Genomic DNA, 25,093 nt, shown 5'->3' on the forward strand with positions numbered 1-25,093 from the left:
GTTTAATAACTGCCTCAATGCAGCTAGGTATCTCTTAACACTAGCATCCTAACACTAGCCTTGGGAAAATAACATAAAACATTCCATAAAATGAATCACCTTGCTAATTTAAGCGACGAATAAAAGCCAGTGCGATTACTTTTCTTGGGGTTCCATAAAAAAAGCCGGCATCATGTGCCAGCTCTTTATGACTTTTAATTAACGTTGCGGTTTTACTGACGGGCGTAAATGCTCAGCTCAACACGACGGTTTTGCTGTTTACCTTCAGCAGTTGCATTGGACGCTACAGGCTGGGAAGAACCATAGCCCTGTGCATTGATACGGTTGCTGGAAACGCCTTTGTTAACCAGATAGTTCGCAACAGAGTTTGCACGGTTTTGCGACAATGGCAGGTTAATGGCATCGCTACCGGTGCTGTCAGTGTGGCCACTTACTACAATAGCAGTTTTGGTATCTTCAGCCAGTGTAGACGCTACTTTGTCCAGCGTAGAGTAGAAGCTTGGGCTAATGCTGGCAGAGTTGGTGGCAAATGTAATGTTGCCCGGCATTACCAGCGCAATGGAACCATCCGGGTTACGGGATACGTCCACACCAGTACCAGCCATTTGCTGACGCAGTTTTTTCTCTTTCTGGTCAAGGAAATAACCACCTGCGGCACCTACAACTGCACCAATTGCAGCAGCACGGCCAGCCTTGTCTTTATCGCCATTGGATTTGGCAACACCTGCACCAAGCAATGCACCTAAACCGGCACCAATTGCAGTTTTGTTATAATCTCTTTCTCCAGTAGTTGGGTTAGTTGTACAACCGGCCAATGAAAGGCTACCCACCAAAGCTGTAATAACAAGTGCACGCATGGATTTTCTCCTTAGTAATTTATTGAACTTGCTGAAAAACATTCTGATCAGGAATGTAAAGCAGCACTATACTCTTTTTGTTAACAAATAATTTTTTTGTTACATTTGAGTTGGGCATTTGCATTATTTCTAATCAATTTAGCTTATTTTGTCTTATTTGCTGCCATTTCTTAACATGCACCGGGATTAATAGGCAGCAAATAATCTTCGATATGGTTTTTGGAACAAAATGCAATTTGCACTTGCCCTTATTCTTTTTTACCATCCAGAAGTTAAATAACGCTGCAAGTGAGAAAGTCATCCCATGGCTGTACTAGACAAATTCATGAAAAACAAGAAAGTGGCTGAAAAGCTTCGTGGTCTGACCATTGCCACGGCCATTACATCAAGTACCTTCCTGCATGGGCCACCAGTGTTGACGCTGGGCTTGCTAAAAACCATTATCCCCTCCCGCAAAATTGATGAGCTGGCTATTAACCTGACCAATAGCTGGCTAGGTGTCAATAACTGGCTCATTGATCATGTGTTGCCGGATATTGACTGGCATATTACCTTGCCTACCGAATTGAGCATGGATGGACGTTATTTGCTCATGTGCAACCACCAGAGCTGGGTGGATACCACCATCATGCAGTATGTCGGCCTAACCCGCATGCCGCTTACCCGTTTTTTTACCAAGTGGGAACTGATCTTTATTCCTTTTTTGGGGCTGGCATTCAAGATTCTGGGTTTTCCCATGATGAAACGCCACAGCAAACAAGCGATTGCCAAAAATCCGGCTTTAAAACAGCAGGATCTAGAAGAAGCCAAACGCGCCTGTGCCAACCTGCAAAGCCAGCCATATACCCTGCTCAACTATCTGGAAGGTACACGTTTTACCACACAGAAAAAGCAGGCACAAAACTCGCCTTACCAGCATTTGCTTAAGCCCAAAACCGGTGGTATTGCGCTGGCCCTACAGATTCTGGGCAAGGAAATTGATGCGCTGATGGACATGACCATTGTGTATCCGGATGGTATTCCCACCTATGGTGATTTCTGGACGGGTCGTGTACGCCGTATCGGGGTTGATATTCGTCAGGTTGAGTTGCCAAACTGGGTGCTGGCCGGTGATTATGAAGAAGATATGGCTTACCGTGCACGCTTTCAGGACTGGGTTAGCCAGCTTTGGCAGGATAAGGATCAGCGCATTAAACAGATGCTGCAACGCTTTGCAGGGTCAGAACAAAGCCTGAACCCCGATTTACCCAGCCTCTCCCATCAATCCTCAACGTGATGGGTTAAATGAATCCAACTACTCACCACTCAGCTTCTCATCATAACGGCCCATTTCTGGATACTCCTGAAGGATTGCCGGACCAAAAACCACCCACGCGTAACTGGCGTGCCTTTTTAATTTACGACATCCTGATGATGTTGCTGATTGTGGTGAACTTGCTCACCATCGCGGTTGATCACCTGATGTTTACCAATATCGGGCTGTCGGCGGCACAGTTTATTGATCAGGCGGGCTGGGTCTATTATTACCGTGAACAGTTGCATCCGGTGGTTCAAACCATGGATGAATGGATTACCATTTATCTGGTAAGTGAGTTGCTGGTGCGCTGGCTAATAGCCATTATTTTTAAGCACCATCATCGCTGGTTTTTCTTTCCATTTATTCACTGGTATGAATTTCTGGCCTGTATTCCCACTTTCCGTGCCTTGCGTTTATTACGCGCTATTGTGATTGGTTACCGCCTGTACCAGCTTGGCTACAAGGTATTGCCGGATAGCTGGCTAAAGGCAGGCTTTTTTTATTATCAGGTGGTGATGGAAGAATTGTCTGACCGCATTGTGCTGACTATTCTGGATGGCGTTGAGCGCGAACTGAAGACTGGTGCCACCCATCATCACCTGTTGCATCAACTGGTGAACAGTCACCGGGTGCAAATTGAACAGGCTATGGGCGAAGTATTGCAAAATAACCTTGCCACGGCATTACAGGCCCAGCAGCAGCACATTGCGCTGGGTGTTGGCCAGATTGTCAGCAAGGCCATTAGTGATACGCCGGAACTGCATCGGCTGTTGCGCCTGATCCCGGTAGTCGGTTCAATGCTGGAACAGCAACTCCAAAGTATTGGCCAGCGTCTGGGTGAAAATATCACTGCAGGGTTGATAGAACCCTTTGCCCAGCCTGCAACCACCAGCCAGCCGGTAAATGCGGCAATCAACACCAGTGCCAGTTATGTGGGTCAACTCCAGATAGATACGCCTGCCCTCGAAAAGCTGGTGGAATCGCTGGTATTTGAAAGCCTTGAAGTCATTCGGCAGCAGGTTAAAGTCCAGCACTGGAAGCTGGATCAGGCAGCGCAGAAAGACTTGGCCCGGGCAGCTCAACAGCCAGTGTCTGGACGCGATGCTTAATTTTTTGTGTTTTACAATAAATGATGGTGAAAACTGCCCCAACATGGCTGGTTTAAAAGATTAATTTGGACTACGATTCAAATCAATTTGATGGTAGTTGATGTGCTAAAAGCCTGTGCTCAGGCAATATAGCCCCTAAGGACAAAATATGAGCGATATTCGCATTAATGGCCGGATGGTCAATTTTTCGCGTTTAGTTTTTCAGACCAGTGATCATGACAAAATAAAAAAGGAACTGGAAAAACATCTGGGAAGCCGGGGGGAACACAACGGGACACTGGTGATTCTGGACAGTACAGTTGAGAATAGCCTGATTGCCCTGATCCAGTTGCTGGTTGATTTTGGCCTGCAACCCATGGCCGTGATTGATGGCGTACTGGGTGATCAGGCACGCATTATCCAGTTTCCGGTGCTTAACCGTGACCAGCCTATGCAGCGAATCAAGCCCACCGAAGAAACAGCGGTGGCCATACCTAGAGCCGAACCTGTGCCAGCACCGGTGGCTGCAGTTGCCAGCCCGCGTCCGGCAGCTCGCAATATTATCCATAAGGAAGTACTGCGTACCGGTCAGAGCCTGAATCAGGATGACGGCGACATTATTTTAATTGCAGACATGAACAGCGGCTCGGAAGTTATTGCCTCGGGCAGCATTCATATTTACGGGACAGCACGGGGCCGCATTATTGCTGGTGCCAGCGGCCAGCAGCAGTCCCGGATTTTTTGCCAGCGTCTGGAAGCAGAACTGGTTTCCATTGCAGGAACCTACTGTGTGGCGGATGATATACCCGCTGACAGGATTGGCAAATCAGTGCATATTTGCCTGAATTCCGATCAGGAACTTGAATTCCATCTGCTACCCCATTAAGGTATGCATAAATTATATACAGATCAATAGATATAACAGATATCTAGTCCGCTGTAATTTCACACAGGAGTTTATTCGGTGGCCAAAATTGTTGTCGTAACATCAGGCAAAGGTGGCGTTGGCAAGACCACGACAAGTGCATCTTTTGCAACAGGACTGGCTCAGCGTGGCCACAAGACTGTCGTCATTGATTTTGACGTGGGCCTGCGTAACCTTGACCTGATCATGGGCTGTGAACGCCGTGTGGTTTATGATCTGGTTAATGTCATCAACAATGAAGCGCGTCTGCAACAGGCCCTGATCAAGGATCGTGATATTGACAACCTGTACATCCTGCCCGCCTCACAAACCCGCGACAAGGATGCCTTGAGTGATGAAGGTGTTGGCCGCGTTATTGACGAACTGTCACAGGAATTTGATTACATTATCTGTGATTCGCCAGCGGGAATTGAGCGCGGTGCCATTTTGGCGATGTATCACGCTGATGAAGCACTGATTGTGACCAACCCGGAAATTTCCTCGGTTCGTGACTCAGACCGCATTATTGGCATGCTGGACAGCAAAACCAAAAAAGTTGAGCAAAATGAAGGGCGTATTCGCAAACATCTGGTGATTACCCGTTTTGATCCAAACCGTGCCCAGCGTGAAGAAATGCTGAGCATTGAAGATATCGCTGATGATATTTTAAAAATTCCTACCCTGGGTGTCATTCCAGAATGCCCATCGGTATTGAACGCGTCTAACCAGGGCGTTCCGGTAATTCGTGAACAGATTTCCAAGGCCAGTGAGGCTTATGATGATCTGGTCGCACGTTTTCTGGGAGAAGAGCGTCCTTACCGTCACATTCAACCACAAAAACAAGGTTGGTTAGCTCGACTATTTGGAGGATAACATGGCTGGTTTCTGGAGTAATTTATTTAAGAACGATGAAAAACCGACCAGTGCCAAGGCTGCGAAGGATCGCTTGAAAGTTATTGTGGCCAGTGAAAATCGGCTGGGCCGTCGTTTGAGTCAGGACAAGATTGACCGCATGAAAATTGAAATCATGGAAGTGGTCAATCGTTATGTCCGGGGTGTGGATGAACAGGACGTGCAAATGAGTGTGCGCTCTGAGGCAGACATTGAAATGCTGGAAATGAACATTAACCTGCCGGAAGAACGCTAAACCGTCATATCAGGCAGTTAAGCCAGTACGGGAAAAATGATGAAGGTTTTCAGTTTTTCTCATTTTACCCGGCTGGCAAACTCAGGCAAAATTATGAGGTGGAACAAGAAAAGCACTGCTTTTCCCCACTGCAACACGAGAAGCTATGCTTCAAGTGGACTAGATCAGCAAATCACTGCTTTTTCATTGCAAGGCGAGAAACTTTTTTCGTCAGTGCTTCGAGTTGGCATGAGAAACATTGTTTCGCAAGACTACTGTGTCTACCTCTCTAACGTTTTTTACATTTTATTTTTCAAGCATCTTTGCCTTTATCGGCTGGCTGCTTTTGATTCATCCCACAGGAGAGCCACATGGCCGTTTCACAACCTGCGACATTTAATGAAGAATGGCCTGATTCCCGTGTCTTTGCTTATTTAAATCATCTACCGCCACATGGTACAGACGCTGATTTCTCAGTGCTCTACACGGCTTTTAAGCACATGCGTCCTTATGATTTTGAGCGCCTGCTGACCAGGTTCGTGGCTGATGGCCGCAATATCAATGCGACCAATCCACAAGGCCAAACTATCCATGAAGTGATTGCACAGTATCCCAGTCAGTCCCAGCCATTTCTGGATGTATTATCGCGCTTTGCCGCATAAGTTTGCCTGACAATCTGGCCTGATTTACCAGCTTGTCGCCCGGCAAAAAGCCAATAAAAAAGCGATGTCTCTAAGCATCGCTTTTTTTATTTATGCGGATTGATTATTAGTAAAACAGCTTTACCCCGAATCCAAGCTGTACGCCTTGCATTTTACCAACTGGAAACTCAGAATCTGCTGCAAAGCCGCCTTTGCCATCACACACCGTGTAGCCAGTGTCAGAAGAAACCGTGCCATCAGCACAGCGAATACGCTCATCCGCCACATCCAGATACAGCTTATAACCTGCATTGGCAAAGAAGCTTAAATTGGTATTGGGCACTAAATAGCTGGCTTCAACCGATACCGGAAACACCACAAAGGAAGCATCGGTATTGTTCGTGATGGTGGTGGCCTTGACATCAATATCAGCAATGCCAATGCCAATGCCTGCTACGCCACGGACGACGACATTGTTGTGGTCATACAGCAGTACACCACCTGTGCCTGTCACTTCAAAATAATTGATATCTGTTTTGCCATTGGGCGTATCTCCATCGCCAGTGGCAAACTGGGCATGCACGGCAGGCGCCAGCAGACTGTCAAATTCACCAAGCTGCAAAGTGCCGGAAACCCCGGCCAGATCAAAATTCAGGTCATCATAGTCCCTGACTTCGGGATTGGAATATAATAATTGGCCACCCAAGCCCAGTGCAAAGCTTTGCGTACTCACCAGCGAGGCAAATGCTACAGATAGCAATTTAATTGTTGTGAAACCACGCATCGTATCCATCTCCACGGTATATCCATATTCTTGTTTGTGCAGGGACTGTAGCATTTTTTACCGGTATAAAAAAAGCACTATGACAAAAAAAGCCCCCACAAAACACCTTTAGCCAAATAGCCGACATAAAAAAAGCAATACCACCTGCGCAGCATTGCTTTTTTTATTTTAGAAAAAACAGCTAAACCAGCTTATTTTTTCTTTTTGGGTCCAATGAGCATACCCATTTGACGGCCTTCCATTTTGGGCGATTGCTCTACCGTACCAAAATCGGTTACATCGGCCTCGATTTTTTGCAGCTGCTTTAAGCCCAGTTCCTGATGCGCCATTTCACGACCACGGAAGCGCAGGGTAACTTTAACCTTATCCCCGTCTTCCAGAAAGCGAATGATCGCACGTAGCTTAATCTGGTAATCGCCCACATCCGTACCCGGACGCAGTTTGATTTCCTTTACCTGAACCTGATGCTGTTTTTTCTTGGCATCTTTCTGCTTTTGTTTCAGGTCAAACAAATGCTTGTTGTAGTCCATGATCTTGCACACCGGTGGCTCGGCGTTGGCCACGATCTCGACCAGGTCAAGTTCAACGGCTTCAGCAGCGCGCAGTGCTTCAGTTAATGGCACAATCCCTTTTTGCTCGCCTGCCTCATCAACCAAACGTACTTCTTTGGCACGGATTTCATCATTGATGGCAGGGCGGTTGCTCTTGGCAACCTGTTGCGGGTTACGGTCAGGCTGTTTAATCGCTATTACTCCAAAATATACCGGCCACGTTCGGCAACGGCGGATTGAACCAGTTCAATGAATGCATCAATGGACATGGTTCCCAAATTCTTCCCAGTACGTGTACGCACGTTAACTGTGCCTTCTTCCACCTCACGGTCACCCAGGACCAGTAGGTAAGGAATGCGCTCAAGGGTACGTTCACGAATCTTAAATCCGATTTTCTCGTTTCTCAAGTCACTGATTACGCGTAAACCACGCTGATTTAACAGTTGAGTAACATTTTTGCACGCATCGCTTTGTGCATCGGTAATATTCATGACGCACGCCTGAACCGGCGCAAGCCACGGCGGCATGTAACCGGCGTAGTGTTCAATAAGTATACCAATAAAACGCTCGAAACTGCCAAGTATTGCACGGTGCAACATGACAGGATGGTCACGGTTATTGTCTTCAGTCACAAAATTGGCGTCCAGACGTTCCGGCATGTTTGGATCGCACTGGATTGTACCGCATTGCCAGACCCGGCCCAGACAGTCTTTTAGGCTAAATTCAATTTTCGGGCCATAAAATGCGCCTTCACCCGGTTGCAGCTCCCACGGCAAGCCAGCCGCGTCCAGTGCATCAGCCAGTGCTTTTTCGGCAGTGTCCCACATCTCTTCACTACCGACCCGCTTTTCAGGACGGGTTGACAGTTTCATTTGTACATCTTCAAAACCAAAGTCTTTGTACACGTCGAGCGTGAGCTTGATAAATGCGGCCACTTCATCAGCAATTTGCGCTGTGGTACAGAAAATATGCGCATCATCCTGCGTAAAACCACGCACCCGCATAATGCCATGCAGTGAACCGGATGGCTCATTACGGTGACATGAACCAAACTCGGCCAGACGCAGCGGCAGGTCACGGTAGGATTTTAAGCCCTGATTAAACACCTGCACATGGCAGGGGCAATTCATCGGCTTTACTGCATAGGTACGGCTTTCAGAATTGGTAATGAACATGTTTTCGGCATAGTTGGCCGCATGTCCGGACTTTTCCCACAGGATAAGGTCAACCACCTGTGGCGTGCGGATTTCCTGATAACCATTGTCGCGCTGAATCTTGCGCATGTACTGTTCCAGAACCTGATAAATGGTCCAGCCATTGGGATGCCAGAACACCATGCCCGGTGCTTCTTCCTGCAAGTGGAACAGATCCAGTGCCTTGCCAATTTTGCGGTGATCGCGCTTTTCAGCTTCTTCAATGCGCTGTATATAAGCAGCCAGCTGTTTTTTGTCTGCCCAGGCAGTGCCATAAATCCGCTGCAATTGCTCATTTTTGGCATCGCCGCGCCAGTAAGCACCCGACAGTTTGGTCAGCTTAAAGGCTTTTAAGAATCGGGTGTTGGGCACATGCGGGCCACGGCACATGTCGACATATTCCTGATGATGATACAGCCCCATGGCAGTTTCATCCGGCATATCGTCAACCAGACGCAGCTTGTAGGATTCACCACGCGCGGTAAAGGTCTGGATGACCTCATCACGCGGGGTCATTTTTTTAATAACATCATATTCCTCATTAATGAGGTCTTTCATGCGGTTTTCAATGGCCGCCATATCATCCGGCGTAAAGGGACGCGGACTAAAAATGTCGTAATAAAAGCCTTCTTCAATTACCGGCCCAATCACCATTTGCACATCGGGAAACAATTGCTTGACTGCATGGCCAATCAGGTGTGCACAGGAATGGCGAATAATTTCCACGCCTTCGTCATCTTTGGGCGTAATAATCTGCACTGTAGCGTCGTCAGTGATGAGGTCGGACGCGTCACGCAACTGGCCATTTACCTTGCCGGCTATCGTGTTTTTGGCAAGGCCGGGGCCAATGCTTAAGGCAACGTCCATCACCGAAACCGGATGGTCAAACTGTTTCTGGTCGCCATTGGGCAGTGTAATAACAGGCATAATGTATCCTTAAGGAGTGATGCCCTCTACCAAAGGGCATATCACCGCGAGATGATAAATGTGATGGCAAATCAATGAACCAAATTGACGCTTAATTGCCGGATAGACTACTATCGGGCAAGGTTAAATTGGCTTCAACAACTGGATTTGCCATAAAAAACGCACACTTTAACAACTATTGACGGCAATGGCTAGCCAACCTATGCCCTACAGACATTTTTTCGGTTTTTAAGCAGAGTATCCCTCTTATATTGCGTAAAATGCAGGCAGTAGTGAACGCATGGAAGTGCAAATCTGGAAAACCACCATACACACCAGCACCAGCAATGCAAAGCCGGACTTGCCCACCCTAACTTGAACTAAATTGAACTGACGAGAATAAAAATGCCGCATGCCTATAATGAACTGCCCCGTACTGCTGCCAATTTTGTGGCGCTGTCGCCTTTAAGCTATCTGGCGCGCACTGCAATGATTTATCCTGATCGTACTGCGATTATTTATGGTGAGCGTTGCCTCAGCTGGCAGCAAACTTATGCGCGTTGTCGCCAGTTTGCCGATCAGCTGGTTAAACTGGGCATTGGCAAAAATGATACGGTATCCACCCTGCTGCCCAATATTCCGGCCATGCTTGAAGCGCACTTTGCTGTACCCATGACTGGTGCCGTGCTGAATACCATCAACACCCGGCTGGACGCCAAAACCATTGCCTTTATCCTGCAACATGCCGAAAGCAAGGTATTGCTGGTTGACCCGGAATTTGCACCGGTTGCCCGTGAGGCACTGGCTGGGCTTGAACAGGACAGCCTTGCGCAGGACATCGTGGTAATTGATGTGGCCGACAGCGAATGGCAAGGCGCAGATGAACGCCTTGGCCAGCTTGAATATGAACGCTGGATTGCACAGGGCAATGCTGAATTTGCTTGGCAACTGCCCGATGATGAATGGAATGCCATTAGCCTGAACTATACCTCAGGCACTACAGGCAACCCAAAGGGTGTGGTGTATCATCACCGCGGCGCTTACCTGAATGCGGCCAGCAACCTGATGGCGTGGGGCATGCCACCGCATTCCACCTACTTATGGACACTGCCGCTATTTCATTGTAACGGCTGGTGCTTTCCGTGGAGTATGGCGGCCAATGCCGGAACCAGTGTGTGCCTGCGCAAGGTTGAGCCGGTGAAGATTTTTGAGCTGATTGCCCGGCACAAGGTGGGGTATTTCTGTGGGGCACCCATTGTACATAGCATGCTGATTAATACGCCGCAACATGAGCGTGCGCCGGTAAATCATCGGGTAGAAGCCATGGTGGCTGGTGCTGCACCACCAGCCGCCATTATTGAAGGCATGGCGCGCATGGGTTTTCATATCACTCACACCTATGGGTTGACCGAAACCTATGGCCCGGCAGCACTGTGTGCCAAGCAGGATGACTGGGAAGCACTGGATATTGCGGGCCAAGCCGAGCGCAATAGCCGACAGGGTGTGCCCTATCACTTGCAGGATGCCATGCGGGTGCTGGACCCAGAAACCATGCAACCTGTTGCCAATGACGGCCAGACGCTGGGCGAAATCATGTTTCGCGGCAATATTGTAATGAAAGGCTATCTAAAAAATCCGCAGGCCACGGCTGAGGCTTTTGCAGGAGGTTGGTTTCATACCGGTGATCTGGCGGTTTGTCACAGCGATGGCTACGTCAAGATTACCGACCGCTCCAAGGATGTGATTATTTCCGGTGGAGAAAATATTTCATCACTGGAAGTAGAAGAAGTACTGTACCGGCATCCGGCCATTTTAACGGCTGCCGTGGTGGCCAAGCCGGATGACAAATGGCAGGAAGTCCCATGTGCCTTTGTGGAGCTAAAAAAAGATCATGAACACACCAGCACCGCTGACATTCTGGCGCATTGCAAGCAGCATTTGGCCAGGTTTAAGGTACCCAAGGAAATTATTATTACTGAAATTCCCAAAACGTCGACCGGTAAGCTGCAAAAATTTGTGCTGCGTGACTGGCTGAAACAGGGCAACACTTCGGCTTAAATACAGCAGCTTTGATGCAGGGCTAATTCTAACGTCTAGCCCTGTATTATTTTGAACATGGAAGGGAAATGACCTTTAAGCAGCGTTTGATTTAAAGATCGTGATTTATAAAAACGATTAATTTTATAAAAATAGACGGTTTTATAAATTACTAGATTTTACCTATGCTAAGGGTCATGTAGATAACAGCCAGCGGTATGCCATGAAAGACTTGCGTTTAAAAACCGAAATTACCCAATATTTACAACAGATGCAATTGCCAGCCAGACTTGTTTTATCACTGGAAGATCAGGACAAGGCCACCGAAATTCAGACTATTGTGCTGGCACTACATCGCCTTGACCAGCAATGGCATTAAAGCTAATTGCATATTTCACCAGTAGTTGCACTGGGTTGATATTAAGCCTGCATAAACTGGTGAATCCCGGTCATCAGCATTTGCACCGCCAGGGTGATGAGTAGCATCCCCATTAGGCGTTCAATGGCAATCAACACGCGCTGGCTTAAGTAGCGCTTGAGCTTGGTGGCAAAAAACAGGATCAGGCTTGAGGCCAGCCATGCCAGAAACACCGCCATCAGCCACTCTGGCCAGCGTTCCGGACTGCGGGTCATCATCAGCATGACAGTGGCAATGGCAGAAGGCCCAACCACATAAGGAATTGCCAGCGGTACAATAAACGGTTCGCCGTCGATGCCTTCCTGCAAGGGTTTTTCATGCGACGGAAACACCATGCGAATGGCAATTAAAAACAGGATAACGCCACCAGATACCGTTAAAGCCGGGTCAGTAATATGAAACCAGCTTAGCAGGTGCTGGCCCGCAAACAGGAAAATCACCAGTAGCAGCAGCGCAATGAGCAGCTCGCGCACAATTACGGTATTCTGGCGTTCGGCGGCGACGTTTTTTAAGGCCGAAATAAACATGGGGACGTTACCCAGCGGGTCCATCACCAGAAATAATAAGACCGCAGCAGAGATCATTGTCATGGGTTTATTCCATTTTTTGTTCAGTGCTTACTATATTGGCAGGAAAGCTTTGTGCAGTGCCCAGACTCATTTGAGCCTGCCTCAATTGCCTATTAGACAAAACCAGCCTACTGACAATAGGACGCACCCACATGAATCACTAGGCCCAATGTGTATCAAACTTGCAAACCAGCCAAGTCATAGCCAGCGCCCATTTGTGCTGTTGTAATGTTGTTTTAGAGTTTTAAGGCAATGATTGTTCTAATCTGGAACCGGTAGCATCAACTGGTAAAACTCCAGATCCAGCCAGCGCTCAAACTTATAAGCAGCCTGATGAATGGTACCAGTGTACTGGAAGCCAAACTTCTGGTGTAATGCAATACTGGCGGCATTGCTGCTATCAATACCCGCCACCATGCTATGACACGGATGACGGCTGGCTTCCTCAATAATAGCCTGTAGCAGGATGTTGCCCAGTCCCTTGCCCTGCTGGTCTGGATGGAGGTAAATGGAATGCTCGACTGTATGCACAAAAGCTGCCTGTGGCCGAAACGATCCATACGATGCAAAGCCCAGCAACTGGTAAGTGTCATCGACCAGTCCCAGCACCGGAAAACCGGCTTTGACCTTGAAATCAAACCATAGCTTGATGTCATGCAGGGTACGCGGCTGATATTCATACAGCGACAGGGTATGCAAAATGGCATGGTTAAAAATAGCCAGAATTTGCGGGCCATGCTGCTCAAACTGGCAGCGAATTAACTGGATAGGTGAACTTTTAGAAATATTATTAGAAACAGACATCTTATATTTAGACATGAACTGGTTTAGGGCTGCCACTGATAAACTTTAAGATTAACCCACTCGCCAATAAATACAACTCCTTCCTGCTCCAGTTTTATTTTCTGGATATTGTCTGCCTGTTCATCCAGTATTTGCAGGCTGAGTTTTCCTTGTGAATTAATCACCCGATGCCATGGCAGATCGCTGTCTGCATCCAGCCGGTTTAAGGCATAGCCCACCAGCCGGGCATGGCGTGGAAAACCAGCCAATGCAGCAATTTGCCCGTAAGTGGCCACCTTGCCATAGGGAATCAAGGCAACGACCTGAAAAATATCCTGATGGAGACTGGTTTGCATGCTTATTGGGCTGCTGGCGTTCGCCACCTGTGTTGAATTGCCATAATTGTCAGGCCAATAATAGCCAGCACCAGACAAAGTAAATGCAACTGTGCAATGGTCAGTACTCCCAGCCATGGATTACCATATACCAAAGGCCGTAGCGGATTCATGTCACTGTGCATAACAGCATCAAGGGCAATATGGGAAAAGGTGCCAATATACGCACTTATCAACCCCACTCGCCAAGTTATTGACCATTTATTATACCTGAAATAGCGCAAAACCCACTGGCTGACAGGCTTGCCAATAAATGCTGCCATCGTACCAATAACCAGCGCGCCACCCAAAGTATGGCTTACACCATGGAGCACTGGCCAGCCATAAATGATGCCCAGCAAGGGCTCAATATCCATAAGTATCTGTGAACCGGCAAAAATCATTAAACTAAAATGCCTTTGGCCCATGGCTTTGACCGCCAGTCCTGCACCTAGATGAATGGGAGTAAATGGCATTTTAGGTGATGACTCCATGTTCAGAATGATGATTAATTGATCTGATTAATAAGGTGCATCAAGCTGAATCAGGGCTGCCATGACTTTTTTGTTATGCACATATTTTTTACGAAATACTTTTTCATCCTGATCCATGCTGCCGCAGCGTAATTTTTTCATTTCACGGTTAAGTTCGGCATCACGTTCGGAACGATCCCCATTGAACTCACCAGCAAAATGCCTGCACATTTCATAGCGCTGAAGAAATTGCTGAGCTTCTTTAGGCAATGCATTTTTGCTTGTTGCAATAACCGGACTGGCAAAGGCTGGGATGACCATCGTGATTAACAGCAAGCTGACAGACAATAAAATTTTCGGAGTCATTGTTTTAATTCACGTTGTTTTAATTTATGGCTTATTCACCAGCGCACTGCTGCCAATACGCTGATGTTCATAATTTTTTAGGCAATACGTTAAAAGGAATCATCCGGCACACGTACCCAGCCTTCCATTAAAATGCGGGCGCTACGGCTCATAATGGCTTTAGTCACCGTCCACTCGCCGTTGACCTGCCTGGCCTCTGCGCCCACCCGCAAGGTGCCGGAAGGATGGCCAAATCGTACTGCTTGTCGACCCTCACCAGAATCACTGGCACCGCCTGCCGCCAGATTGACCAGTGTGCCCGGAATAGCCGCTGCCGTACCAATCGCCACTGCTGCCGTGCCCATCATGGCATGGTGCAGCTTGCCCATGGACAGTGCACGCACCAGCAGGTCAACCTCATCGGCTTTAATGGTTTTACCACTAGAGGCTACATAATCCCTAGGCTTGGCCACAAAGGCAATTTTTGGGGTGTGCTGACGGGTGGCCGCCTCGGCAGGGTCTTTAATCAGGCCCATACGCAGTGCCCCGGCAATACGGATGGCCTCAAATTTTGCCAGCGCCGCAGGGTCGCTATTAATGGCTTCACGCAGTTCTGTGCCGGTATAGCCAATGTCTTCGGCATTCACAAACACAGTAGGAATACCCGCAGTAATCATGGTGGCTTTAAGCGTACCTATTCCCTCCACGCCTTCAACTTCAAGCTCATCCACCAGATTGCCTGTGGGGAACATGGAACCCTCTCCGTCATCAGATGGATTCATAAATTCCAGCACAATTTCTGCGGCTGGAAAGGTCACGCCATCCAGTTCAAAATCACCAGTTTCCTGTACTTCGCCATTGGTTACGGGGACATGCGCAATAATGGTTTTGCCAATATTGGCCTGCCAGATGCGCACTTCACACATGCCGTTTTGTGGAATCCGGCTGGGATCTACCAGACCAGCATGCAGGGCAAATGCACCTGCACCCGTGGATAAATTACCGCAATTGCCGCTCCAGTCCACAAAAGCCTTGTCGATGGATACCTGACCATACAGGTAATCGACGTCATGCTCTGGCTGGCTGCTTTTGGACAAGATCACGCACTTGCTGGTGCTGGAGGTGGCACCGCCCATGCCGTCAATGTGCGCGCCATAGGCATCAGGGCTGCCAATTACACGCATAAACAACTGGTCACGCGCAGTACCGGGCACTTGCGCCGCTTCTGGCAGGTCTGTTAAGCGAAAAAACACCCCTTTACTGGTGCCACCACGCATATAGGTGGCCAGGATCTTAACTTGTGGAGCATTGCTTTGGGCGGCAGTCATTTCGGTTCCGGTGCATTGTTAAAATTTGGCCATATTATAACGGCATTGCATGAGGGGTTATAGGCATTTTCTCCCATGTATTTAGCATGAGGTACCAGTGTTTAAATCATGCCTTCACATCTATTATTTTTTAACCTGTTTTTTTACAATCGCCACCCGTGTTGGCAAATCCCATGCGCCGCCCAGCTCAACCAGACGGCACATTCCCGTGGTGGATTCATCGGTTTGAATAAACTGCTGGCCGTTCCACACCCACTCCTCATGTGACCAGCAGTCACCCAAGCCACGGCCTTTTTGTGCACCGCTAATCACCCCATCGGCATAATCAGAGGCACCGGATGTCACCAGTTTGGGCTGATATGGCTTTTGTGTATTGATCACCCAGTAGCCATAGCCTTCATTGTAGGCCCCACGCCAGCATAAATTACTGGCCAGTAGTTTATGGCTGCTTAGTGGCTGAATGTCCAATGCAGGTTCGTTATTTGCTGTGGTGTAAACGTCCTCGCCCCATATCACTGGACAATAATGGTCATCCGTTTTTGGGGTTTGAGCCAGAATTTCCTGTTTAAGCTGAATCAGGTCAACAGATTTTGTCAGTCGCTTTAAAGCAGAACTTTCAACAGGTTTTACCCAGTTCACCACCGTCATGGGAAGCGCAGGCAATACGCTGGCTTCCGGTTTTTTGCCTTTTCGCAACAATGCGCTGGTGGTGTCAATCCTTCCCTGCACGTCATCCATTTTCAGGAATACTGCTGCTGCGCCTTGCCCGGACAGGTTCCATGTGTCCTGCCCTGACTTAAACTGAATTACGCTATGGCCTGCCAGTGCGGCAATCAATGCCTGAATTTGCAGCGCAGATAAAGTGCCAGACAATCCACTGTCTAATCCAACCGTGCCATAGCTGGTGCTATTGATAAACAAGTGAACCGATTGAGGCGTCGGCTGGCCGTCCACATAATCCGTGCTGCCGAGCTTAAGCTGTCCATCAACATTTTGGCCTGCCCCGGCTTTACGGGTGAATAAGACTGATACCGGAAAACTGTCACTATCATCGGCCTGATAGCCCGCCGCACGGCAGGTGCGTGTATTGTCGCAGGCCACTTCCCAGTCCTGATGAGAAAAATGAATGCCTTTCCCGCTATTTATGTTGGTGCCAGTTGCTGCATACGCCATGCCTGGCAGCAGTAATACAGCACAAACTGCGTGTTTAATGGCTGTTTTTCTATGCATGGCCTGACTTGTTTTTTTGCACGATTGCATGGGGTGCTCACCGGTTTTTCGCTGGTTTTCTATGGCATTAGCATACAAGCAATGGGCTTTTGGGTTGGTATTTTTGTGTTGATTTAAAAATTAAAACCCGAGTTTTTACTCTTGGCTCAGGAGCCAGCCACGTCATGCATAGGCGCAATTTGCAGCCGTTCCCAGGTTTGAATCAGCTGTTTTTTCGGCACACCCCAGCGATAGCCACCCAGTGCGCCGCTTTCCCGAATGACCCGATGGCAGGGAATCATCCATGCCACCGGATTGGCACCAATGGCATTTGCCACAGCGCGCGACGATTTGGGATAGCCCAGCGTATTGGCCAGTTCGGAATAACTGACCAGACTACCGGCTGGAATTTTCAACAAGGCGCGCCATACCGCCACCTGAAAATTGGTGCCCGACACATGCAGGGAAAATGGCTTGTGCTGGCTTGAGGCGTGCAGGTTATTGTGCTGGGTATGAAACATGCGGCTAACCACAGGGGCTGTTAGGCCTTCATTGTGCTGCAAGGTACTCAATGGCCATGCCTGTTGCAGCGCAGCCAGTTCATGCGCCAGTGAACTAAAATCAATAAAGCTGGCGCGGCAAATACCCCGTGAAGTCATGGCCACAAATAATGGCCCAAACGGCGTAGCATGCACGCCATAATCAATCTGCAAATCCCGGCCCTTTTGCTTAAACTCACCCGGTGTAACGGCTTCAAGCTGTACAAAATGATCATGCAGGCGAGAGCTGCCACTTAGGCCAATATCATGTGACACCTCCAGCAATGAGCGCGACTGCTGCAACAGCTGCTTGCCACGCTCAAGAGTTAACACCTGCAAAAAGCGCTTGGGTGTGGTGCCGGCCCATTGACAAAACAGGCGCTGAAAGTGAAACGGGCTTAAATGCACCTGCGCGGCCATGTCATCCAGACTGGGCTGCTCGCCCACATGCTCTACCAGATAGGCAATGGCTTTTTCAATGCGCTCATAATCAATACAGGCATAATCTGGCATATGGGCTTACTCTCAATTGGATGATCTAAGCGTTAGCAGCGTAAAAAACTATGTAAAAAACCATGTAAAAAACTACAGCTAAACATGATTAATCGAAATGCCGCCATCTACCAGCAGTGCCGTACCCGTGGTAAAGCTGGATAGATCAGAGGCTAAATATAACGCTGACTGGGCAATTTCTGCCGGGTTTGCCATACGTTTTAAGGCATGCAGGCTGGCTACAAACTCAAGGGCATCAGGCGTACTGGCAAACTCACGACCCGTTGGTGTATCGGTGCCACCCGGCAACAGCGCATTCACCCGGATTTTCTGTGCGCCGTATTCAGTGGCCAGTACTTTGGTCAGGCCAATCAAACCAGCCTTGCTGGCAGCATAGGCAGCTATGCCCGGCATTCCTGCCGTGTAACCAACAAAGGTTGAGGTAAAAATCAGCGAACCACCACCCGATGTTAACATGGCAGGCAACTGGTATTTTGCCGCCAGAAAAGCACTGGCTAAATTGGTTTGCATGACCTCATTCCATTGCTGTAGTGACATATCCGGCACTGGCCCCATTGCACCCAGTGTCGCAGCATTGTTAAAGGCAATGTCCAGCCGCCCAAACTCCCGGATGGCAACTTCAACCAGTTGCCGGGCAAATGGCTCATGGCCAACATCACCAGCCAGCGCAATGGCTTGGCCGCCCTGCGCCCGAATTTCAGCCACCAGTTGATCCAGCTTGGCCTGTCGGCGGGCAGCCACGACCACTGCTGCACCTTGCTGGGCAAATAACCGGGCCGTGGCATAACCAATCCCGCTGCTGGCACCTGTAATAATGGCCACCTTATTTTTTAGTAACAGGCTATTGAATAAATGGTTATTGGGTAAAGCGCTAGTTAACGAAGACTGATCTGATGAAGCAGGGTTTGATGTTGTCATGGCAAGGCTCTTTTTTAATAAGGTCATTAATGGGATCAGTTTTTTGCTCAGGTGCTGCCTGATCCATCACCATACTAGGCAAACCATGGCTGGCTGCCGACCCGAATCTTGCGGACTTATTAAAATCGCTTTTAGAATAACCCTGTTTAAAAAAATGGATTACCTAATACTGTTGAATGCTGTTTTTATTAGCCTTAATGATCAGCCAAACACACCTCAATAACAATCTGCATGGCCTGCACCAGTGTCGCGCGTGACAGGCTGGGCACATTCAGGCCATGGCCAATCACCTGTTCATGCAAATACGGCACATGAATAAAACCAGCCTTGATAGGCAACTGCTGGTGGGCAATGACTTCCATTACCCTATAAAAAAGCCGGTTACACAGGTACAAGCCGGCAGTGTCAGAAATCGCGGCCGGAATGCCAGCCTGCCGGAGTTGTTGCACCAGCCTGTAAATGGGCAAGCCCGAAAAATAGCCCACTGGCCCCTGCGGGTTAATGGGTTCGCCCTGGGGCTGATGTCCGGTATTGTCCGGAATAATAAAGTCATCGACATTGATGGCCACCCGCTCTGGCGTAACCTGAAAACGCCCACCTGATTCGCCCAGCATCAGTATTACATCCGGCTTAAGTGCTGCCATGGCCTGTAGCATGATGTCAACGGCTTCAAAGCGCGACACTGGCAAAATCAATACCTCAAGCTGCACCTGCGCAAACGCCAGATCAGCCAGACTGTTAGCCACTTCCTGCGAGGCATTCATTACCTTGCCGCCAAATGGCTCAAACGCAGTGAGCAGAAGTTTTTTCATAGTCCATTACTAACTGGTCGCCGTGCTTAAGGATTTTTCAACCTAGCATAAAATAGCGTCTTTCCCTGTATCAGCCTGTATTGAATTTTCAATATAAAGCTGACCTATCCATGCATGCAGTCACCAAAGATGACCTTAACCAGCCAGCAACAGAAAGGGACTTACACCAGCAGCGCAAGTCCCTTTGCGTATTTAGAAATAAGGCAGGGTTTAAAACTTCTCATACGGCATTAAATAACGCCACTCACCTATTGCCAGTTTGGACTTTGACAAACGCCCAATGCGTAAACGTCGCAACTCCAGCACTTGCAAGCCCACCGCCTGACACATGGTTTCAATCTGGTCAAGCTGCACATTTTTCATGGCAATGCGCAAATGGTCTTCATTTTGCCAACTGACCTTTGCGGCAGGCAGCAATTTGCCTTGCGCATAAAAACCCTGATTTAAGCGCTTTAAATCATCGTCTGACAGTGTGCCCTGCACCTTGACAATAAACTCCTGCTCCACCCGGCTGGCATCATCAATCAGCTTGCGCGCGATTGATTTGTCTTGTGTATACACCACCAGACCACTGGCAGCACTTTCCAGCGGCAGTGTCGGAATAAGCTTTTGAAAATGCGAGCGCAAGGGTCGAATATTGGAGCGGTCATCCTTGGCTTGGGTTTCTAGGGTAATGAGCTGCAAGGCATCATATTTCAGCAAATCCTGCTGCTCAGGACTCAGTCGAATGTGCATGCTTTTATGATTCAAGCCACGCGCGATTAAGTCCTGCGTTAAGCCAAAGTCATAGCCGGCAGGCTTGTTAAACAGAATGGTCACTGGTGCGAGCGGCTTTAAATTGGCTGACTCATGCAGCGTTACCTGCTGGCTGGTGATCATATAGTTAGGCTGTTCCACCACCACACCATCAACCATCACCCAGCCCCCGGCAATATAATGCTCGGCATCGCGGCGCGAACAGGCGCGTAATTCACTCACAGCTTTGGCAAGGCGTACGGGTTCAGTCTTTGGCGCAGTCATCATCATTACTTCATTTACATCATGTGCTGCATTATACGCGCAAAACCACGGGTTCATGTGGCAATTGGTAGGACGATTAAAACGGTACTGCTAAAACGGCACATCTGATTCAAGTGCCAGATGATGCCCTTGCAAGGGATGTTCAAATGCCAGATAGCTGGCATGCAAGGCCAGACGGTTTAATGCGCTTGCTGCGGCATCAAAATGATATAACTTATCACCGGTAATGGGATGACCGATATGCGCCAGATGCACACGAAGCTGGTGCGAGCGGCCTGTGATGGGTTCTAACAAAATACGGCTAATATCCTGTTCGGCATTGTAGTCAAGCTGCTGGTATAGCGTTTGCGCGGGTTTGCCGATGTCAAAATCCACTTTTTGCTTGGGACGGTTGGGCCAGTCGGTGATGAGCGGCACTTCAATGCTGCCCTGCCCGCTTAAACATCCCTGCACCAGCGCCATATAATTCTTTTTAACGCCTCTGGCCTGAAACAGTTTACTCATGGCCACTTCGGCATCCCGATGCTTGGCAAACAGTAAAATGCCGGAGGTTGCCATATCCAGACGATGGGTGACCTTGGCCTGCGGGTATTTTTCTAAAACCCGTAAATAGGCACTGTCCTGATGTTCTGGCAAGCGGCCGGGTACAGACAGTAAGCCAGCAGGTTTATCAATGACAATCAGATGGTCATCTTCATAAAGGATGTTTAAGGATTGTTGTGGCGGCGTATAAATAAAATGGTCGTTGAGGGGCACGAAAGCAGCTAACAATAAGATTTTAATAGGCCATAGTATACAGGGCTACTTTGAAGGGATCATAATAAATTGCCTTTAATTATTAAACACATTATAGGCTGCTGATCACAGTACGCTCAGTAGAGCCACCTATCGCACGGCCTTAAAAATACAGTGCGATAGACTGTAAAAACCTACTTATGATTAGCCGATGTGATGCTAAAACAATGGGTTAAGGGCGATAAATGGCGCAGAGTTTGTGTCCATCTGGATCACGCACGTACGACAAGTGCAGCTCACCCAAAGTCGTTTCGCGTAAGCCTGGCGCACCTTCAATAGACGTGCCGCCATTGGCAACCGCAACATCATGAAATTCACGTACTTGTTCCGGTGAATTGCATTTAAAACCTACTGTTGACCCATTGGCAACCGTTACTGCTTCATCGTTAATTGGTTCGGTTACGCTAAAAGTATTGCCATCATGACTATAAAATAAACGGGTATGGCCAGAATTTGAAACATTTACAAATGGCTCACCCGCCCCTAAAACAGCCAGCACTTTATTATAAAAGGCTTTTGAGCGTTCAATGTCATTAGACCCGACCATGATGTGATTAAACATATTTTTCCTTTCCTCAATTTTGGGATATTTCAATTGGACTGTAGGCTAACCATACTAGCATTTGAGGCATGCGGATAGCATTGTCATGCAACCTTTTCCATGCCAGTTTTACACGCATTAGCGATCTATTCATGACCAATAATTGTGGCTGATTTTGATTCAAGCAATTTAATTTTAAGGCCTGAAAAAACACCCTTAGACAGTATTAACGTGTCATTTCCATCCACGGTCATGGTTGGAATCCGGTCTGCCTGCATGCTTGCCTTGTAGTGATATTTCACCTGTGCTGTTGTCCACGGAAAACCGCCGCGCTCAATCTGTAAACTGTCAAACTGGGTGTTGGTGGACGCTTGAAGTACGATAAACGCTGCTGACGCCTGCCTTAAATAGCCACAGATTTCATCCTTGCCGCCCTCGACTTCCCAATGACCTTGCAGGGTTTCAGCAAAAATGTTGACTTCAACATCATCGGTAAAATCGTCACAAACTGTGGAATCCCCTGCGATGGCTTTATTGTTATATTCCGCAATCCAGCGCATCACGTGTGATTCTGAAAACGCCATTCTGGATTGAATATAGAAAACACATAAACCAATAACTAAAATTAATAGTAAACGCTGCATGTTAATTTATCTCAAAATATGTATTTATATTTTTAAAATAATTTCTATATTTCAAAATGATAGAATTTCATAGTAGCGTAATTATTTTTGATTTATTTAGCAAATCTTTATTCTGGCTTCTGTCGTGCAAACTCAAATGAACTTGATAAGAAATTGATTAAAAGGCTTTATTCAAAATTAAGCTTGCAAGCTTTTTCTACGTTTAAACCATCGCAACCCCCACAATGTCATAATCACGACAATAATGACTACTAGCACAGGCATAATCAGCGCCAAAATTGACAATAACAATGCGCTTATCCACTCCCCTGTAGACACCACCGGATTACCAATACCGCCCGTGGTTGCAGTGGATAACGCACGCACGGCCACAGTACTCATTTGTACTGCACCTGCTGTGCCACCGCCCACAATAATGGCAGCCGCCCAACTGGCAAACTGTGACATCTCACCACTACTCACCGCCATAGTGGCCAGCGTGCCCGCAATCATTGCCGCAGGGGTTGATACCGTGTCTAAGACATTATCCACCCACGGAATATAATACGCAGAGATTTCACACAGTGTGGCCACCGCCAGACCAAAACATACCGCTGGCATAGCTACCCATTCAAAGCCTTGCATGGGTTCAAACCAACCTACAAGAGATGCCACACTCATCACCAATAAAGGCACAAATACACGAAAACCACAGGCTGCACTGAGTCCAATACCGATACATAAGCTTAAGGCTGTTTCCATGAGCGCCTCCGTGTGGATTTAAGCCTACCACTTTATCAATAATGATCCGATGTAATCATCTTAATAAATGATATGTAGAAGGGCTTGCTGTAGTGTGTAGATAAAATGGTCATTAAGGGGCTTTTTAAATTTGAGTAGAATAAAATTTATTTGGAATAAAATGGTTGAAGAAACTTAGCTCTACCAACTCGAGCAGCTCTACTATGAGTTGCCTGATACATATGGGAATAATATCTATAGAATTCAGAAGCCGTATTCATTTTGTTTGTCATAACATTCGACTCTAGCTCTAACAATTTGTCTTTATAATTTTCTGGAATATTTTGAATATGATTAGCAGTTTCAACAATAAGAGTAAAGAAATTAGATTTTCTAAACCACATTGAATCTACAGGTAAATTTAAATCATTTATAATGGCAAATGTTTTTATTAAAAGAGCTATCATATGGCTTTTATTAGGATAATCACTATTGAATTCAATAACTTTTGGTTCAACTTCTCTATCTTGAGCAAAATAACCACTGTTTTCTATAGTTGACATTACTAAGAGAATAAAATGAAGATCTGCCATTCTTGTAAATTCAGATTCACGCAACACCCCATACTGCTCTAAATTTATATTTTCTAATATATCTTTGGCTGCTTGGATAAAATGACCATCATATATAGCATTATGTATTTCTATATCATCAAGTTTAAATTTAGTTAGATTAATTCTTCTAAATATTTCTCTTGTAGTTTCATCATCAACTTTTCCCAAATCCCGCATTACCAACTGATAACCTAGAAAATCATGTTTTTTTACGAGAGAAAGTTCTGAATAAGAAGATATTTTTGACAAAGGGTAATCAAATTTGCCATCAATATAATTTCTTATAGTAGTAAGTCGTTGCTGACCATCTATAACCAACCTTGTAGTTTTCATTTTTTGAATATCAATTTCACCCTCACAGACATAAATTTCAGGAAAAGGTAATCCCTTTAAAATAGTATCAATAAAAGATTCTTGATGATCATGAGTCCAAACAAATTTACGCTGAAAATCTGGCCGAAGTATCAACTTATTCTCATCAATAAGTTGATAAACATCTGCTATTGTTGGATTAGTTACACTAGGTTTGATCTGTAGAGACATTTACTACTCCAATTTGAAGTTTATTTCTTAGTGAGGTCAGACCACTTAAAGTGTATTGCTCAAGATGAGAATAACTTTTAAATGCTCCTGCCGTAACTTTATAATTACCAACCTCACTTCTATCATGAGATAATGAATTGAAAAAATTAAACCATGTTTGCTTTAATTCAGATATTTGGAAAGAGGTGGGTAAAAGATCAGGCCTCATCCATCCTATAGCACCATACTCTAAAAATTTATGATATGAAGTTATTTCTTTACTTGAAACAGCTCTTCTATTTTCCCTAAGCTCCATCTAATAAGAATGGATTGAACTCATAATTCGTTCATATAACTTTGGTGATATAATAGATCTCTTGCATAAATCAAAAGATGATCACTGTATTGACCATCTTTTGAGCTAAGAATTGTATGACTTTCATCTATAATGACAGCATGAAATATACCGATATCAAATCATTACCCGAGCATCAATTTAAACGATTGATTGGCATTAAACCATCAACCTTTCATCAAATGATTGATGTACTCAATGCCGCTCAACCTGAACA

At 46.9% G+C, this 25,093-nt stretch carries 29 protein-coding genes; 8 read left to right on the forward strand and 21 right to left on the reverse strand.

Annotated features, from left to right (window positions below; all coding sequences use genetic code 11):
• Positions 1–212 precede the first annotated feature (212 nt).
• Positions 213–857 (reverse strand): OmpA family protein, encoded by a 645-nt coding sequence (locus BKE30_RS12495; RefSeq protein WP_076878921.1) that lies wholly within the window; start codon positions 855–857, stop codon positions 213–215.
• A gap of 325 nt (positions 858–1,182) precedes the next feature.
• On the opposite strand from BKE30_RS12495, the gene BKE30_RS12500 reads away from it, so the two are divergent.
• From BKE30_RS12500 to BKE30_RS12525, 6 genes are all read left to right on the forward strand, one after another.
• Positions 1,183–2,133, forward strand: a complete 951-nt coding sequence (locus BKE30_RS12500) for an acyltransferase (RefSeq protein ID WP_143253729.1) — start codon at positions 1,183–1,185, stop codon at positions 2,131–2,133.
• Positions 2,134–2,141: 8 nt separating this feature from the next.
• Complete coding sequence (locus BKE30_RS12505) at positions 2,142–3,263, forward strand: preprotein translocase subunit SecA (RefSeq protein WP_227518402.1); 1,122 nt, start codon at positions 2,142–2,144, stop codon at positions 3,261–3,263.
• A gap of 148 nt (positions 3,264–3,411) precedes the next feature.
• On the forward strand, positions 3,412–4,128 hold the full coding sequence (gene minC, locus BKE30_RS12510; protein ID WP_076878923.1) for a septum site-determining protein MinC: 717 nt from the start codon (positions 3,412–3,414) through the stop codon (positions 4,126–4,128).
• Positions 4,129–4,206: 78 nt separating this feature from the next.
• Entirely contained in the window at positions 4,207–5,019 is an 813-nt protein-coding gene (gene minD, locus BKE30_RS12515) for a septum site-determining protein MinD (protein WP_076878924.1), read from the forward strand.
• A 1-nt stretch (position 5,020) separates the two neighbouring features.
• Positions 5,021–5,293, forward strand: coding sequence for a cell division topological specificity factor MinE (gene minE / locus BKE30_RS12520; protein ID WP_026471910.1), 273 nt, complete (start codon positions 5,021–5,023; stop codon positions 5,291–5,293).
• Positions 5,294–5,643: 350 nt separating this feature from the next.
• A complete protein-coding gene (locus BKE30_RS12525) occupies positions 5,644–5,934 on the forward strand; it encodes a PA4642 family protein (RefSeq protein WP_076878925.1) in 291 nt (96 codons plus the stop codon).
• 106 nt (positions 5,935–6,040) lie between these two features.
• Here BKE30_RS12525 and BKE30_RS12530 read toward each other — a convergent pair whose 3' ends face one another.
• The 3 genes from BKE30_RS12530 to thrS form a co-directional block, all read right to left on the reverse strand.
• Positions 6,041–6,697 carry a hypothetical protein gene (locus BKE30_RS12530; protein ID WP_143253730.1) on the reverse strand — a complete coding sequence of 219 codons (657 nt, stop codon included), beginning with the start codon at positions 6,695–6,697 and terminating at the stop codon, positions 6,041–6,043.
• Between the two features lie 191 nt (positions 6,698–6,888).
• Entirely contained in the window at positions 6,889–7,440 is a 552-nt protein-coding gene (gene infC / locus BKE30_RS12535; protein WP_076878927.1) for a translation initiation factor IF-3, read from the reverse strand.
• 5 nt (positions 7,441–7,445) lie between these two features.
• Complete coding sequence (gene thrS, locus BKE30_RS12540; protein WP_076878928.1) at positions 7,446–9,368, reverse strand: threonine--tRNA ligase; 1,923 nt, start codon at positions 9,366–9,368, stop codon at positions 7,446–7,448.
• 384 nt (positions 9,369–9,752) lie between these two features.
• On the opposite strand from thrS, the gene BKE30_RS12545 reads away from it, so the two are divergent.
• On the forward strand, positions 9,753–11,405 hold the full coding sequence (locus tag BKE30_RS12545; protein ID WP_076878929.1) for an acyl-CoA synthetase: 1,653 nt from the start codon (positions 9,753–9,755) through the stop codon (positions 11,403–11,405).
• A gap of 202 nt (positions 11,406–11,607) precedes the next feature.
• Positions 11,608–11,763 (forward strand): hypothetical protein, encoded by a 156-nt coding sequence (locus tag BKE30_RS16060; protein WP_158073193.1) that lies wholly within the window; start codon positions 11,608–11,610, stop codon positions 11,761–11,763.
• A 41-nt stretch (positions 11,764–11,804) separates the two neighbouring features.
• On the opposite strand, the gene BKE30_RS12550 is transcribed toward BKE30_RS16060, so the two are convergent.
• The 17 genes from BKE30_RS12550 to BKE30_RS15885 all read right to left on the reverse strand — a co-directional run bounded on the left by BKE30_RS12550 (position 11,805) and on the right by BKE30_RS15885 (position 24,837).
• Complete coding sequence (locus BKE30_RS12550) at positions 11,805–12,392, reverse strand: MarC family protein (protein WP_076878930.1); 588 nt, start codon at positions 12,390–12,392, stop codon at positions 11,805–11,807.
• Positions 12,393–12,632: 240 nt separating this feature from the next.
• Positions 12,633–13,175, reverse strand: coding sequence for a GNAT family N-acetyltransferase (locus BKE30_RS12555; RefSeq protein ID WP_227518403.1), 543 nt, complete (start codon positions 13,173–13,175; stop codon positions 12,633–12,635).
• Positions 13,176–13,198: 23 nt separating this feature from the next.
• The gene (locus BKE30_RS12560) at positions 13,199–13,510 is read right to left on the reverse strand and encodes an MGMT family protein (RefSeq protein WP_076878931.1); all 312 of its coding nucleotides are present in this window, start codon (positions 13,508–13,510) and stop codon (positions 13,199–13,201) included.
• A gap of 2 nt (positions 13,511–13,512) precedes the next feature.
• Positions 13,513–14,004: a hypothetical protein gene (locus BKE30_RS12565; RefSeq protein ID WP_076878932.1), complete on the reverse strand. Its 492-nt coding sequence runs from the start codon at positions 14,002–14,004 to the stop codon at positions 13,513–13,515.
• Between the two features lie 45 nt (positions 14,005–14,049).
• Complete coding sequence (locus BKE30_RS12570; RefSeq protein WP_083698571.1) at positions 14,050–14,367, reverse strand: hypothetical protein; 318 nt, start codon at positions 14,365–14,367, stop codon at positions 14,050–14,052.
• Between the two features lie 89 nt (positions 14,368–14,456).
• Entirely contained in the window at positions 14,457–15,674 is a 1,218-nt protein-coding gene (gene prpF, locus BKE30_RS12575) for a 2-methylaconitate cis-trans isomerase PrpF (RefSeq protein ID WP_076878933.1), read from the reverse strand.
• Between the two features lie 123 nt (positions 15,675–15,797).
• The gene (locus tag BKE30_RS12580) at positions 15,798–16,934 is read right to left on the reverse strand and encodes a DUF1176 domain-containing protein (RefSeq protein WP_198938082.1); all 1,137 of its coding nucleotides are present in this window, start codon (positions 16,932–16,934) and stop codon (positions 15,798–15,800) included.
• A gap of 116 nt (positions 16,935–17,050) precedes the next feature.
• Positions 17,051–17,935 carry a bifunctional transcriptional activator/DNA repair enzyme AdaA gene (locus BKE30_RS12585; protein WP_076878934.1) on the reverse strand — a complete coding sequence of 295 codons (885 nt, stop codon included), beginning with the start codon at positions 17,933–17,935 and terminating at the stop codon, positions 17,051–17,053.
• 78 nt (positions 17,936–18,013) lie between these two features.
• The gene (locus BKE30_RS12590; RefSeq protein ID WP_083698573.1) at positions 18,014–18,853 is read right to left on the reverse strand and encodes an SDR family oxidoreductase; all 840 of its coding nucleotides are present in this window, start codon (positions 18,851–18,853) and stop codon (positions 18,014–18,016) included.
• A 194-nt stretch (positions 18,854–19,047) separates the two neighbouring features.
• Positions 19,048–19,665: a pyroglutamyl-peptidase I gene (gene pcp / locus BKE30_RS12595; RefSeq protein WP_076878935.1), complete on the reverse strand. Its 618-nt coding sequence runs from the start codon at positions 19,663–19,665 to the stop codon at positions 19,048–19,050.
• Between the two features lie 210 nt (positions 19,666–19,875).
• On the reverse strand, positions 19,876–20,688 hold the full coding sequence (locus BKE30_RS12600) for an RNA pseudouridine synthase (RefSeq protein WP_198938083.1): 813 nt from the start codon (positions 20,686–20,688) through the stop codon (positions 19,876–19,878).
• Positions 20,689–20,775: 87 nt separating this feature from the next.
• Positions 20,776–21,441, reverse strand: a complete 666-nt coding sequence (locus BKE30_RS12605; protein ID WP_076878936.1) for a pseudouridine synthase — start codon at positions 21,439–21,441, stop codon at positions 20,776–20,778.
• Positions 21,442–21,652: 211 nt separating this feature from the next.
• Positions 21,653–22,042, reverse strand: a complete 390-nt coding sequence (locus tag BKE30_RS12610) for a VOC family protein (protein ID WP_076878937.1) — start codon at positions 22,040–22,042, stop codon at positions 21,653–21,655.
• Positions 22,043–22,167: 125 nt separating this feature from the next.
• Entirely contained in the window at positions 22,168–22,581 is a 414-nt protein-coding gene (locus BKE30_RS12615; protein WP_076878938.1) for a hypothetical protein, read from the reverse strand.
• 261 nt (positions 22,582–22,842) lie between these two features.
• A complete protein-coding gene (locus BKE30_RS12620; protein WP_076878939.1) occupies positions 22,843–23,406 on the reverse strand; it encodes a DUF4126 domain-containing protein in 564 nt (187 codons plus the stop codon).
• Between the two features lie 146 nt (positions 23,407–23,552).
• The gene (locus tag BKE30_RS12625) at positions 23,553–24,542 is read right to left on the reverse strand and encodes a DUF262 domain-containing protein (protein ID WP_076878940.1); all 990 of its coding nucleotides are present in this window, start codon (positions 24,540–24,542) and stop codon (positions 23,553–23,555) included.
• Positions 24,520–24,837 carry a hypothetical protein gene (locus BKE30_RS15885; RefSeq protein WP_143253732.1) on the reverse strand — a complete coding sequence of 106 codons (318 nt, stop codon included), beginning with the start codon at positions 24,835–24,837 and terminating at the stop codon, positions 24,520–24,522. Before BKE30_RS15885 ends, BKE30_RS12625 begins: the two co-directional genes overlap by 23 nt.
• Positions 24,838–25,093: the final 256 nt, after the last annotated feature.

Source organism: Alkanindiges hydrocarboniclasticus (assembly GCF_001982605.1).
Classification (GTDB): Bacteria; Pseudomonadota; Gammaproteobacteria; order Pseudomonadales; family Moraxellaceae; genus Alkanindiges; species Alkanindiges hydrocarboniclasticus.